This is a genomic window from Mesorhizobium sp. M8A.F.Ca.ET.165.01.1.1, assembly GCF_004792065.1.
In the GTDB taxonomy this organism is placed as follows: Bacteria; Pseudomonadota; Alphaproteobacteria; order Rhizobiales; family Rhizobiaceae; genus Mesorhizobium.
Window position 1 is genome coordinate 394922 of the sequence record NZ_SRTH01000001.1, and the last position, 12946, is coordinate 407867.

15 protein-coding genes are annotated in these 12946 nt (G+C 64.7%); 8 read left to right on the forward strand and 7 right to left on the reverse strand.

Annotated elements, in window-relative coordinates:
- Positions 1-66: 66 nt before the first annotated feature.
- Together EN808_RS01950 and EN808_RS01955 are read right to left on the reverse strand one after the other, a co-directional pair.
- On the reverse strand, positions 67-825 hold the full coding sequence (locus EN808_RS01950) for an SDR family oxidoreductase (RefSeq protein ID WP_135865673.1): 759 nt from the start codon (positions 823-825) through the stop codon (positions 67-69).
- A 104-nt stretch (positions 826-929) separates the two neighbouring features.
- A complete protein-coding gene (locus EN808_RS01955) occupies positions 930-1304 on the reverse strand; it encodes a YrdB family protein (RefSeq protein ID WP_245511690.1) in 375 nt (124 codons plus the stop codon).
- A gap of 198 nt (positions 1305-1502) precedes the next feature.
- Between EN808_RS01955 and EN808_RS01960 the strand changes: the two genes are divergently transcribed.
- From EN808_RS01960 to EN808_RS01995, 8 genes are all read left to right on the forward strand, one after another.
- Positions 1503-2756, forward strand: a complete 1254-nt coding sequence (locus EN808_RS01960) for a sarcosine oxidase subunit beta (RefSeq protein ID WP_127869944.1) — start codon at positions 1503-1505, stop codon at positions 2754-2756.
- Entirely contained in the window at positions 2756-3178 is a 423-nt protein-coding gene (locus EN808_RS01965; RefSeq protein ID WP_127279075.1) for a hypothetical protein, read from the forward strand. The genes EN808_RS01960 and EN808_RS01965 overlap by 1 nt, the downstream gene beginning before the upstream one ends.
- An 11-nt stretch (positions 3179-3189) precedes the next feature.
- Positions 3190-3486: a sarcosine oxidase subunit delta gene (locus EN808_RS01970; protein ID WP_015315781.1), complete on the forward strand. Its 297-nt coding sequence runs from the start codon at positions 3190-3192 to the stop codon at positions 3484-3486.
- Complete coding sequence (locus tag EN808_RS01975; protein ID WP_135915016.1) at positions 3483-6476, forward strand: sarcosine oxidase subunit alpha; 2994 nt, start codon at positions 3483-3485, stop codon at positions 6474-6476. The genes EN808_RS01970 and EN808_RS01975 overlap by 4 nt, the downstream gene beginning before the upstream one ends.
- The gene (locus EN808_RS01980; RefSeq protein ID WP_135881366.1) at positions 6469-7050 is read left to right on the forward strand and encodes a sarcosine oxidase subunit gamma; all 582 of its coding nucleotides are present in this window, start codon (positions 6469-6471) and stop codon (positions 7048-7050) included. The genes EN808_RS01975 and EN808_RS01980 overlap by 8 nt, the downstream gene beginning before the upstream one ends.
- Before the next feature lie 59 nt (positions 7051-7109).
- Complete coding sequence (locus EN808_RS01985; RefSeq protein WP_127279071.1) at positions 7110-7334, forward strand: hypothetical protein; 225 nt, start codon at positions 7110-7112, stop codon at positions 7332-7334.
- Positions 7335-7411: 77 nt separating this feature from the next.
- Positions 7412-8197: a ThuA domain-containing protein gene (locus EN808_RS01990; protein WP_135881365.1), complete on the forward strand. Its 786-nt coding sequence runs from the start codon at positions 7412-7414 to the stop codon at positions 8195-8197.
- Positions 8197-9246 (forward strand): Gfo/Idh/MocA family oxidoreductase, encoded by a 1050-nt coding sequence (locus tag EN808_RS01995; RefSeq protein ID WP_135915017.1) that lies wholly within the window; start codon positions 8197-8199, stop codon positions 9244-9246. The genes EN808_RS01990 and EN808_RS01995 overlap by 1 nt, the downstream gene beginning before the upstream one ends.
- A gap of 63 nt (positions 9247-9309) precedes the next feature.
- Here the strand turns inward: EN808_RS01995 and EN808_RS02000 are convergent, their stop codons facing one another.
- The 5 genes from EN808_RS02000 to EN808_RS02020 all read right to left on the reverse strand — a co-directional run bounded on the left by EN808_RS02000 (position 9310) and on the right by EN808_RS02020 (position 12941).
- A complete protein-coding gene (locus EN808_RS02000) occupies positions 9310-9558 on the reverse strand; it encodes a DUF680 domain-containing protein (protein ID WP_127869940.1) in 249 nt (82 codons plus the stop codon).
- Between the two features lie 188 nt (positions 9559-9746).
- Positions 9747-10391 carry a TetR/AcrR family transcriptional regulator gene (locus EN808_RS02005; protein ID WP_127869939.1) on the reverse strand — a complete coding sequence of 215 codons (645 nt, stop codon included), beginning with the start codon at positions 10389-10391 and terminating at the stop codon, positions 9747-9749.
- A 178-nt stretch (positions 10392-10569) separates the two neighbouring features.
- Positions 10570-11604: a phosphotransferase gene (locus tag EN808_RS02010; protein WP_127869938.1), complete on the reverse strand. Its 1035-nt coding sequence runs from the start codon at positions 11602-11604 to the stop codon at positions 10570-10572.
- Complete coding sequence (locus EN808_RS02015) at positions 11601-12086, reverse strand: MaoC family dehydratase (RefSeq protein ID WP_019861112.1); 486 nt, start codon at positions 12084-12086, stop codon at positions 11601-11603. The genes EN808_RS02010 and EN808_RS02015 overlap by 4 nt, the downstream gene beginning before the upstream one ends.
- Positions 12087-12125: 39 nt before the next feature.
- A complete protein-coding gene (locus EN808_RS02020) occupies positions 12126-12941 on the reverse strand; it encodes an SDR family oxidoreductase (protein ID WP_135915018.1) in 816 nt (271 codons plus the stop codon).
- Positions 12942-12946: the final 5 nt, after the last annotated feature.

The window sequence follows — 12946 nt, forward strand, 5'->3', positions numbered from 1 at the left end:
GCCGAAAAAGCAAGACCGGCGGCCTGCGTCACAACGACGAACAGGCCTGTTCCCCGTAAAAATCCTTCACGTCCGGTTGATCGACACGCCGCCATCGGCAAAAAGCGCGGTTCCCGTGGTGAAACTCGAGGCGTCGGAGGCCAGGTAAAGCGCGGAGCGGGCGATCTCTTGCGGTTGCGCCATGCGCTTCAGGGCATGGAGGCCCTCGACGAAGGCGCGTGCCTCGGGCGTGGTCGTCGTCGCGCCTGGTGTGTCGGTGCCGCCCGGCAGCAGCGCGTTGACGCGCAGTCCTTGCGGTCCGTATTCGGCGGCCAACACCTGCGTCAATCCGATCAGGCCTGCCTTGGCGGCGGCGTAGGCGGCCATGCCCGGCATGCCGGCGGTGTAACCGACAAAGCTCGACGTGAAGATCAGTGAGCCGCCGCCGCGCTCCAGCATGGCCGGTATCTGATACTTCGCGCCGAGAAAGGCGCTGGTCAGATTGGTGTCCATCGTCCCGTGCCATGTCTGTGCCGACATGTCGGGGACTGGTCCCATCAGTCCGACAGAGCCGGCATTGTTCAACGCGATGTCGAGTCCGCCGAAGCTGCCGACCGCCAACTCGACGAGGGCTTTCGCGTAGGTCTCGTCCGTGACATCCCCGGCGAGAGCGACGGCCGTGCCGCCGGCGTCCTCGATTTCGGCGGCGATCACATCAAGCTCGGTTTGGCGGCGGGCGGAAATGACGAGCCTGGCGCCCTCCTCGGCGAACAGTTTGGCGGTGGCGCGGCCGATGCCGGAACTGGCACCGGTGACGATGGCGATCTTGTTTGAAAGTGCGAGCATGTCTGGGCATCCCTGTCCTTCGCGCCAGCCTTGCCGGCGATCGGATGCTTGATCGCAGGTTGGCGGTACAGCAGCCACCCGATACGTGCAGAGGTTCGCACCAACTATTGCCGAAGCAGCCATGCCAGACGGTCTAGCGAGAACGCGTAGCTGATGACGATCAGCACGGCCATGATGATGCCCGTGGCGGCATGGCCTGCCAGATGGAAACCCGCCGCGCCGCCGAACAGGACGACGAATTCCAGCGCCAGCCTGACAGCGCCCGGCACAGGCACCGGTGCCCGGCCTGAACGGCTCGGATCATTGAGGACCGCGAAGGTACCCCATGCCGCGGCTGCGGCGAGCGGCAAGGCAATGGGCAGGACCCAACGCCACGCTCCGTCCGAGAAATGCCAGCCCGCCATGCCAAGGCCGAGCAGGGCGGCCATCTCCAGCAGGAAACGCAATGTCAGATTCCACCAGGCGCTGCCCATCATCATTCTCCGAATCCCCGGCAGGGAGAAGTGTTACTGAAGGCAATCATCGGAGCCAGGCGGGATACCTCTTTTTCAGCGCGGCGCAAAACGGCAAGCGCCGTCGCAAACAGCGCAAGGATAGCAGCGCCGTTTCGCTAGTGATACACCTCGCGCGCCGGGGCTTGATGATGAACGCCCGGCTGCCATTTGCGAGGCTGGACCGTGAAGAAATACTCTGTATTCGCCATCGCCCGAGAGGCCATGCGCGGCCACAAGGGATGGGAGGAGCAATGGTCCTCGCCTGAGCCTAAAAAGGAATACGACGTCATCATCGTCGGCGCGGGCGGCCATGGCCTGGCCACCGCCTATTATCTCGCCACGGTGCATGGCATCACCAATGTCGCGGTGCTGGAAAAGGGTTGGCTGGGCGGCGGCAACACCGGGCGCAACACCACCATCATCCGTTCCAACTATCTCTATGACGAGAGCGCCGGCATTTACGACCATGCGCTGAAGCTGTGGGACGGGCTCTCCCAGGAGCTCAACTACAACGTCATGTATTCGGCGCGCGGCGTCATGATGCTGGCGCACAATGTGCACGACATTCAGGTGCTGAAGCGCCATGTCCACGCCAACCGGCTGAACGGCATCGACAATGAATGGCTGACGCCGGAGCAGGCCAAGGAATTCTGCCCGCCGCTCAACACCTCGAAGGACGCGCGCTATCCGGTCGTCGGGGCCGCCTTGCAGCGCCGCGGCGGCACGGCGCGCCACGACGCGGTCGCCTGGGGCTATGCGCGCGGCGCTTCGGCTCGCGGCGTCCATATCATCCAGAACTGCGAGGTCACCGGCGTCAAGCGGGCCGCCAATGGCGCGGTCATGGGCGTCGATACGACGCGCGGCTTCATCGGCGCCAAGAAAGTCGGCGTGGTCGCCGCCGGCCATTCCTCCGTCATCATGAACATGGCTGGCGTGCGCATGCCGCTGGAAAGCTATCCGCTGCAGGCGCTGGTATCGGAGCCGATCAAGCCGGTCGTGCCTTGCGTGGTGATGTCGAACACGGTGCACGCCTATATCTCGCAGTCCGACAAGGGCGAACTGGTGATCGGCGCCGGCACCGACCAGTATGTCTCCTATTCGCAGACCGGCGGGCTTCACATTCTCCAGCACACGCTCGACGCCATCTGCGAGATGTTCCCGATCTTCACGCGCATGAAGATGCTGCGCTCGTGGGGCGGCATCGTCGACGTCACGCCCGACCGCTCGCCGATCCTGGCCAAGACGCCGGTGCCGGGCCTCTATGTCAATTGCGGCTGGGGCACGGGCGGCTTCAAGGCGACGCCGGGCTCGGGCCATGTCTTTGCCCACACCATCGCCAAGGACGATCCGCATCCGATCAATGCGCCCTTCACCATCGAACGCTTCCGCACCGGCCGCCTCATCGACGAGGCGGCGGCGGCGGCGGTGGCGCACTGATGATGGCGCAGATGGCTGTCGCTATGCCGCTGATGCTGGCGGGGGAACAAGGCATGTTCCATTTTCCGACAGTGGCGGAGGTGCGGCTGCAGCCGATTGCGCGCGCCGGCAACGAAGCCGGATGGCCGTTTTCGGTCGATGAGGGGACGCTCACCTGCGTCTGGAGTGGCGGCCAGAAAGTGGTGATGTTCTTCGAAGGCCGGCCGCCCGAGCTGGATGAGGACGAGGACTTCACGCCGCGTGGCGTGATCGTCACCACCGACCCGCTGCAATTGACGCTCGGCAACATGGCCAACCGCGATCTGTTTCGTGCCGCGGCAAGCGTCGAGGAGCGGCTGCGGCTCGTCGCCCCGTTCATGGCCATGGGCCAAAAGCTTTGCGATCAACCCGCCGGCGCGCGCGTCGGCCACGGCGAATTGTAGGATCAAACACGATGCTTCTCATCCGCTGCCCCTATTGCGAGGAAGAGCGCCCGGAGCTCGAATTCCGCAACGCCGGCGAGGCGCATATAGCGCGCTCGGCCAACATATCAGGCGAGAGTGATGACGACTTCGAGAAGTTCTTCTTCATCCGGTCGAACCCAAAGGGCATCATCTATGAGCGCTGGCGGCACATGCACGGCTGCGCGCGCTTCTTCAACGCGGTGCGTGACACCGTCACCGACAAGTTCGTCATGACCTACAAGGCCGGCGAGCCCAAGCCTTCCAAGCTGCCGGGAGTTGCGAAATGAGCGGCGCGTTGCGCATTTCCGGCGCCGGGCGCCTCAGCCAGGCCAAGACCGCCCGCTTCAGCTTCGACGGCCAGTCCTACACCGGCATCGAGGGCGACACGCTGGCCTCGGCGTTGCTGGCCAACGGCGTGCATCTGGTCGGCCGTTCGTTCAAGTATCACCGCCCGCGCGGCATCCTGTCGGCCGGCGCGGAAGAGCCCAACGCGCTGGTGCAGATCGTGCGTGATGACGCGCGCAAGACGCCGAACGTGCGCGCCACGGTGCAGGAGCTCTATGACGGGCTCGCCGCCAATTCGCAAAACCGCTGGCCGTCGCTGTCCTTCGACGTCAGCGCCGTCAACGACCTGGCGTCGCCGCTGTTTTCGGCCGGCTTCTACTACAAGACCTTCATGTGGCCGAAGGCCGCCTGGAAGAGCCTTTACGAGCCGAAGATCCGCGAAGCCGCCGGCCTTGGCGTTTCGCCCGACAAGCCCGATCCCGACCATTATTCCTCGCGCTACGCGCATTGTGACGTGCTGGTGCTGGGCGGCGGTGCGGCCGGTATCGCGGCGGCACTTGCCGCGGCAGAGACCGGCGCGCGCGTCATCCTCGCCGACGAACAGGCCGAATTCGGCGGCAGCCTGCGCTTCGAGAGCGGCGCCAAGATCGACGGCCAGGACGGCTTTGCCTGGGCGCAAGCGGCGATCGCCAGGCTGAGGGCGATGGACAATGTCCGCGTGCTGCCGCGCACGACGGCGTTCGGCTATTACGCGCAGAATTTCGTCGGCCTGGTCGAGCGCGTCAGCGATCATTTGAAGGCCCCCGGCCACGACCTGCCGCGCGAGCGGCTCTGGCAGGTCCGCGCCAAGCGCGTGGTGCTGGCCTCCGGCGCCATCGAGCGCCACATGGTGTTTGCCAACAACGACCGGCCCGGCATCATGCTGGCGGGCGCGGCGCGCACCTTCCTAAACCACTACGGTGTCGCGGTAGGACGGAATGTCGGCGTCTACACCGCCAATGATTCGGCCTATGCGGCCGCGATCGACCTGAAGAAGGCCGGCGTCAACGTGGCGGCGATCGTCGATTTGCGCGACAACCCGACCGGCCCGGTGATCGACGAGGCGAGGGCGCTCGGCATCGAGATTAATTTCGGTCGCGCGGTGATCCGCGCCGGCGGCAAGTTGCGCGTGTCGTCGATGACGGTGCAGCCGAAGAATGGCGGCGGCGAACGCACTGTTCCCGTCGATGCGATCCTGATGTCGGCGGGCTGGACGCCGTCTGTGCATCTGTTCTCGCAGTCGCGCGGCAAGGTCGCCTTCAATGACGAGACCAAGCGCTTCGTGCCGGGCACTTACGCGCAGGACTGCATTTCGGTCGGTGCCTGCAACGGCACCGACGGGCTGTCGGCAACGGTCGACGAGGCCTATGCGGCTGGCGCCAAGGCGGCCAAGGATGCCGGCGCCAAGACAGCCAAGGGCACCAAGCCGAAGGTGGATGCCTCGGAGAGCTGGTCGCGCGGCATGCTGGGTGCGGCACCCGGCGCCGGGCCGGACACGACGGTCAAGGCCTTCGTCGATTTCCAGAACGACGTCACCGCCAAGGACATCCGCCAGGCGGTGCATGAGGGCATGCGCTCGATCGAGCACGTCAAGCGCTTCACCACCAACGGCATGGCGACCGACCAGGGCAAGACTTCCAACATGCACGGCCTGGCGATCGCCGCCGAGACGCTGGGCAAGCCAATCCCCGAGGTTGGCCTGACCACGTTCCGCGCGCCCTACACGCCTGTCACCTTCGGCGCGATCGTCAGCCATGCGCGCGGCCCGCTGTTCGACCCGACCCGCAAGACCGCGATCCATCCCTGGGCCGAGGCGCAAGGCGCGGTGTTCGAGGATGTCGGCCAGTGGAAGCGCGCCTGGTACTTCCCGAAAGCCGGCGAGGACATGCATGCGGCGGTCGACCGCGAATGCGTCGCCGTCCGCAACCAGGCCGGGCTGTTCGATGCATCGACGCTCGGCAAGATCGAAGTGGTCGGCCCGGATGCGGCCAAGTTCATGGAACTGCTCTACACCAACCCGTGGGAGAAGCTGGAGCCAGGCCGCTGCCGCTATGGCATCATGCTGCGCGAGGACGGCTTCATCTATGATGACGGTGTCGTCGGCCGGCTGGCGCCGGACCGCTTCCATGTGACGACGACGACCGGCGGCGCGCCGCGTGTCATGAACCACATGGAAGATTACCTCCAGACCGAGTTCCCGCATCTCAATGTCTGGCTGACCTCGATCACCGAACAGTGGGCGGTGATTGCGGTGCAAGGGCCGAAGTCGCGCGACATCATCGCGCCTTTGGTCGAAGGCATCGACATGTCTGACGAGGCGCTGCCGCATATGTCGGTGCGCGAAGGCAAGATCTGCGGCGTGCCGACACGGCTGTTCCGCATGTCGTTCACCGGCGAGCGCGGTTTCGAGGTCAACGTGCCGGCCGACTATGGCCAGGCGGTCTGGGAAGCGTTGTGGGCCGAGGGCCAGAAGCATGACGCCACCGCTTACGGCACTGAGGCGATGCATGTGCTGCGCGCCGAGAAGGGCTACATCATCGTCGGCCAGGATACGGACGGCACGGTCACGCCAAACGATGCCGGTCTCGACTGGGCGGTCGGCAAGAAGAAGGCCGACTTCGTCGGCATCAGGGGCATGGCGCGGCCGGATCTGGTGGCCAAGGGCCGCAAGCAACTGGTCGGCCTCAAGACCAAGGACCCCAAGGTGGTGCTGGAAGAGGGTGCCCAGATCGTCGAGGACCCGAAGCAGGCGATTCCGATGAAGATGATCGGCCACGTCACCTCGAGCTATTGGTCGCAGAATTGCGGCCGTTCCATCGCACTGGCGCTGGTCGCCGGCGGACGTGACCGGATGGGCGACACGCTCTACGTGCCGATGCCGAACGGGGTGATCGAAGTGGAGGTTACCGGGATGGTGTTCTTTGACGAGACGGGAGGGCGCCTCAATGGCTAAGGCTGCTGCAAGGACGGCCGCGACGGCTTCGCCCTCGGCAGAGCGGCGTCCGGCATTGGCCGGGCGCACCGTCTCCGCGACAGGTGCCAAGGTCGAAGTGCTGCCACCGGCCGAGCGCATTTCGCTGCGTGCGCCGGAGGCTTCGGTCGCCGCCCTGTCGAAGGCGCTCGGCGTGACCTTGCCGAAGCAGCCGAAAACCTCGGCGTCGAAAGGCGGGCGTACGGTGCTGTGGCTTGGGCCGGACGAGTGGCTTGTCATCGACGAGGCCGGCAAGGACCCGCTCGCCGATTGCGCGGAGGTTTCCGCCTTGCACTCGTCGGTCGGTATCTCGCATCGCAACATCGCGATATCCGTCACCGGTCCGGCGGCGGAAGCCGCGATCAATTCGGGCTGCCCGCAGGATCTGTCGCTCGAGGCCTTCCCGGTGGGCGCCGCTTCGCGCACCATCCTGGGCAAGGCCGAGATCGTGCTGTTGCGCACGGCCGAGGACGCCTTCAGGGTCGAGTGCTGGCGTTCCTTCTCGGACTATGTCTTTACTTTCCTGTCCGAGGGAGCCCGCGACGCCGCCGGCTGACCTCGGAACGTTTGCCGCCCACGTCCGTTGTGCGGCGACAAGTCGAGGGAGAAATGCCGATGCCGTCGAAGTCCGCGCCGAAATCTCCGAAAACCGCGGCGGTCCGTTCGCTCGAACATGAGCGGCATCAAGAGGCCGACACCGAAGAGGAACTCGAGGAAGGCCTCGAGGATACCTTCCCTGCCAGCGATCCGGTGTCCATCACCAGTTCGGCGATCCCCGGTGCACCCGCCAAGCCCGGCAAGGCCAAGACGGTGGCCGGACGCAAGACCCGCAAGCCCTGATTTAGCAGATTCCGGTTGAAGGCATCTTCCCAACACCTCCGAAGATGCGATATTCAAAGCGCTTTGGAGAGGAAAAAATGCCTGTTAAAGCCACAGTCTGGGGCGAAAACGTCCATGAACAGAGCAATGCCGCCGTGCGCGACCTCTATCCGCTGGGCATGCACGGCACGATCGCCGCGGCGCTCAACCAGGACAAGGGCATCGAGGCGACCACCGCGACCTTGCAGGAGCCTGAGCACGGCCTGAGCGAGCAGCGGCTGGCCGCCACCGATGTGCTGCTGTGGTGGGGGCATGCGGCGCATGGCGAGGTCAGAGACGAGATCGTCGAGCGCGTCCAGAAGCGGGTCTGGGAAGGCATGGGGCTGATCGTGCTTCATTCGGGCCACTACTCGAAGATTTTCAAGCGGCTGATGGGCACGCCCTGTTCGCTGAAATGGCGCGAGGCGGGCGAGCGCGAGCGGGTCTGGGCGATCAATCGCGGCCATCCGATCGCGCAAGGCATCGGCGAATGCCTTGAGATCGGCGAGACGGAAATGTATGGCGAGCCGTTCGCGGTGCCCGAGCCGCTGGAGACGGTGTTCATCTCCTGGTACGAGGGCGGCGAGGTGTTTCGCTCCGGCCTGACCTATCAGCGCGGCGCCGGAAAGATCTTCTACTTCTCGCCGGGCCACGAGACCTATCCGATCTATCACAATGAAGGCGTTCAGCAGGTGCTGCGCAACGCGGTGCATTGGGCACACAATCCGGCCCCGGCTTGGGCCGGCATCACCAACGCGCCGAATGTGCCGACGGACAAGGCCAAGGAGAAGATCGTCCAGAAAGGCCTGCGCCTGCATGCCGACGGTGACAAGGGGTTGAGCTGATGCACCGCCTGCTTCTGCTCGGCACCGGCTGGATCGCCGCACACCATATCGAGGAGTTCGGTCAGGTCCCGGGCTGCACCATCGTCGCTTGCGTCGATCGTCTGCCGGGCCGCGCGGCAGCGTTCGCCGCCGCCAACAAAATAGGCACTTTCTTCGAGAGCCTCGAAGCGGCGATCGCCTGGGGCGAGTTCGATGCCGCCATCAACGCGACGCCGGACCAGGTTCACAAGGCGACGACACTGGCCCTGCTGGCCGCCGGGAAACATGTCTTCTGCGAAAAACCGCTGGCGCCGAACCATGCCGATGCGCTTGCGATGAGCGAAGCCGCCGAGGCGGCCGGGCTCGTCAACATGGTCAACCTGACCTATCGCAACACGCCGGTGATCCAGGAGGCGCGGCGCATGGTGCGGGCCGGTGAGATCGGCGAGCTGCGCCACGTCGAGGCCAGCTACAGGCAAAGCTGGCTGGTCAGCAAGTTCTGGGGCGACTGGCGGGTCGACGACAAATGGCTGTGGCGCCTGTCGAGCCGGCACGGTTCGACAGGCGTGCTGGGCGATGTCGGCATCCATATCCTCGACTTCGCGACCTATGGGGCGGCCGAGGATATCGTCTCCGTGCATGCCGATCTGGTGACGTTTCCGAAGGCCGAGGGCGACCGCGTCGGCGACTATGTGCTCGACGTCAATGACAGCTTGGCGATAACGGCGCGGCTCAGCTCAGGCGCGCTGGCCACGATCATGGCCAGCCGCTACACGACAGGCCATGGCAATGATTTGTCGCTGGCCCTGCACGGCACCAAGGGCGCGATCAAGGTCGAGACCGACGGCAAGGTTTCGCGGCTGTCCGCTTGCCTGGGTGATGACGTCGATCTGCACCGTTGGCGGACGTTGACGCCGCCTGACGTCAAGCACAATGCCCAGCGCTTCGCCGATGCGCTGGATACGGGACGGAACGGTGATCCGTCTTTCCGGCGCGCCGCCGAGATGCAGAAGCTGATCGATGCGGCCTTCGAAAGTTCAGCGACCAAGCTGCCGGTCTCGATCGCCTGAATCACCGTCTGGCCGGCTGAGCCGGCCAGAACCGACTTTCCGAAATCTTGGTAGGCCGAAATCTCAGTAGGCGCTCGGCATGATCCACGGGTTCACCGTGATCCCGAGCCGCGGGCCCTTGCCGCTGGTCGTGGCTTCCGTGGAAGCTTTCTTGTCGACCGAACCGGTCGAAGCGCAATCGAGCTTCACATTGGTCTTGGTGTCGACGCAGGTCGCCGCAGTCGGGTGCTTGACCGGCTGGCTGGTGCCGGCGGCGAAAGCCGAACCCGAAAGTGCCAGCACGGCGGCGAGGGTGAGGAGTGTCTTTTTCATGGTCAGTCTCCGTGTTCGACGGGCGAATTGTTTCGTACATGTACGTTACTTCGTACAAATACGTCCGTCGATCGCGAAGTTCAAGGGAGAATCGTACACGTACGGTAGTTTTTTGTTAACCAAGAAATTCGACGCCGATTTGGGTGCCAGGTCGGCGTGGAAATCTGCGAAACCGAAAGGGCGGGCGCTCAGCAGTTGACCGGTTTTTCGGTCAACGGCGGCACGTCTTGCGTGCTGAGCGTGGCAAGGGTGAAGTCGCACATCCGCTTCACGAAAGCCTGCGCGTCGCCGAAGGGATAGAAGGGGAAAGTGATCAACAGCGAGATCGTGCCATGGCCTACCGCCCACAGCATGGTGGCAATGGCGCGCGGATCGCCGTGCAATTTGCCGGCGGCGACACAGGCCTCGACCCTGCTGATCAGCACCTTCATCGCCGGATTGCCTTCCTCCATGTCCTCGTAGCTCCTGCCTTCCGGCAGCTTGGTCTTTTCGGTCATGAAGACGGTGCGGTACTCATTGGGATTGCCGAGCCCGAAGGCAGCGTATTCGGTCATCACCGCCTGCAAGGCCTCGATCGGATCGTCGGACGGGTGCTCCTCGATGCGCCGGGCGAGCGTTTCGAACGCGTCCTCGGCCAGCGCGAAGAGGATGTCCTGCTTGTCGGCGAAGTAGGAATAGACAGACATCGGCGCATAGCCGACCCGCTTGGCCAGCTTGCGGATGGTCAAGCCTTCATAGCCTTCTTCCTGGACGAGCTTGTGTGCCGCCTCGACAAGCTCCGAGCGCAGTTCGGCCTTTTGTTTCTCGCGGCGCTTCTGGACGCTCAGCGGCAAGTCTGTTGCCCTTGTCTGGTTGGTGCCTGGGTAAATTATATACGCTGTACGGAAACGAACAAGGGCGCCACGGGTTCCCAAGCGGCAGGCGTCATGCCGGTCATGAGGGAGTGGCCGGGTCGGCGGCACCCGTGATCAGCACCGTTCCTCCTTCGAAGCGGCCCATCCCGTCTCCCTCTTACGCCTGCTTGTCGATCAGTTTGGCGGCGAGATGCGAGAGCAATTTCACCGCCTCGCCGTAGGTTCTGGCCTTCTCCGGATTGGAAGCATTGCCGTCGAGCGCGCGCTTGTAGACACCCTGGCAGATTGCCGCCAGCCGGAAGAAAGAGAAGGCGAGGAAGAACGTCCAGTTGCCGATGCCGGTCAGCCCACGCCGCCGGCAATAGGCGGCGACATAGTCCTTCTCGGAGGGCAGGCCGAGTGCCGAGCGATCGATGCCGCCCAGGCCGCGAAAACCCGAGGCATGCGGCAGGCGCCATTGCATGCATTGATAGGCGATGTCGGCGAAGGGGTGGCCTGACGTCGACAGTTCCCAGTCGAGTACCGCCAGCACCTTAGGCTGGTCCGGCGCGAAGATCAGATTGTCCAGCCGGTAATCGCCATGCACCAGCGCAGCCCTGGCATCATCGGCTGGCATATGGGTTTCCAGCCATTCGATCAGCCGGTCCATGTCGCCGATCGCGCTGGTTTCCGAGGCGCGGTACTGGCTGGTCCAGCGTGCCAGTTGGCGCTCGAAGTAATTGCCGGGGCGGCCGAAATCGCCGAGGCCCACGGCCTCGGCGTTGACGTCGTGCAGGGCGGCAAGCGTGGCGTTCATGGCATCGTAGATCGCGGCGCGCTCATCGTTGCCGCGGGCCTCGGGCAGCGCCGGATCCCAGAAGATGCGGCCGTCGAGGAAATCCATGACGTAGAACATGCGGCCGATCGGCGAGTCCTCGGCCGACAGATGCAGCATTTCGGGCACCGGCACAGCGGTGTCCGAAAGCGCCTTCATCACCCGGAATTCGCGGTCGACCTGGTGCGCCGATTTCAAGAGTTGGCCTGGCGGCTTGGCGCGCAGCACGTAACGGCCGCTTTCAGCCGTCAGGAGATAGGTCGGGTTGGACTGGCCGGATTTGAATTTTTCGATTGCCGCGAGCCCGGAAAAGCCCGGGATGTGCGCCTCGAGGTAAGGCGCGAGGGCCGCCTGGTCGAGCGCGTTCGGTTCGTTCATGCCGTCTCGGGCTGGCGTTCAATCAAGGTCAGCGTCAGCCAGCGGGCGGTCAGCGCCGGTTTCTTCGAACCTTCGATCTCGATGGTCACGTCGTGCGCCGTCTGCACCCAGCCCGACGGCCTGACCTTGACGTCGGCCAGCACGAAACGGGTGCGGATGCGCGCGCCGGTCTTCACCGGCGCCAGGAAGCGTAGCGAATCGAAGCCATGGTTGACGCCCATCTTGCCGTTTTCCAGCGGCGGCATGGTCTCGAAGGTCATGGCCGACAGCAGCGACAGCGACAGGAAGCCATGCGCGATGGTGCCGCCGAACGGCGTTTCGCGCTTGGCCCGTTCCGGATCGCAGTGGATGAACTGATGGTCGTCGGTGGCGTCGGCGAACTGGTCGATCATGCGCTGCGTGACCACCCGCCAGGGTGAAACGCCGACCTCCTTGCCGACACTGGCCAGAAGCACATCGAGACTGATCGGTTCCACGCTCATGTCCTCCAGTTCACCTCCGGCTTCTGCGGCCGGAAAATGTCATTCCTTGAACAAGGTCAACCCATGCTGCACCGACTGCCCGCCGTCGATCGGCAGAATGGCGCCAGTGACATAGCTGCCTGCACGACTGCACAAATAGAGCGTTGCGCCGGCAATGTCATCCGGTGTGCCGATGCGGCCGATCGGGACATGGCTGCCGACATGCCTGGCCTGTTCGTCCGTGCCGGTGGCGAAGGCCGTCATGCGGCTCTGGAAGGGGCCTGGTGCGAAGGCGTTGACGGTGATGCGGCGGCCGGCGAATTCGAGCGCCAGGGTGCGCGTCAAATGGTGAACCGCAGCCTTGGAGGCGGTGTAGGAATAGGCGTCGTCGGCCAGCGGCTGCGTGCCCATCACCGAGCCCAGATTGATCACCCTGGCCGGATCGGCGTCGCTGGCAGCAGCATCGAGCAGCGGCAGCAATTCGCGGGTCAGATGGAAGACGGCGGTGACATTGACGCCGAACACCTTGGCCCAGGCGTGGTAGGGAAAGCTTTCCAGCGGCGCGCCCCAGGACACGCCGGCATTGTTGATCAGGATATGCAGTTCTTTGGTCCGCGCCCTGACCTCGCCGACCAGGGCGGCAATGCCAGCCTCGCTGGAAACGTCCCCGGCAAAGCCTTCCGCCCGGCCCGGGGCGCCAAGTCCGTTCAATTCGCCGGCGACCTTGATGCAGTCCTCGCCCTTGCGCGAGGCGATCATCACGCTGGCGCCGGCCTTGACCAGCGCGGTTGCCGCCATGCGGCCGATGCCGGTCGCCGCTCCCGTTACCAGCGCGGTCTTGCCGGCAACCGAAAACAGGTCGTCCAGGTAGCTCATCCAAA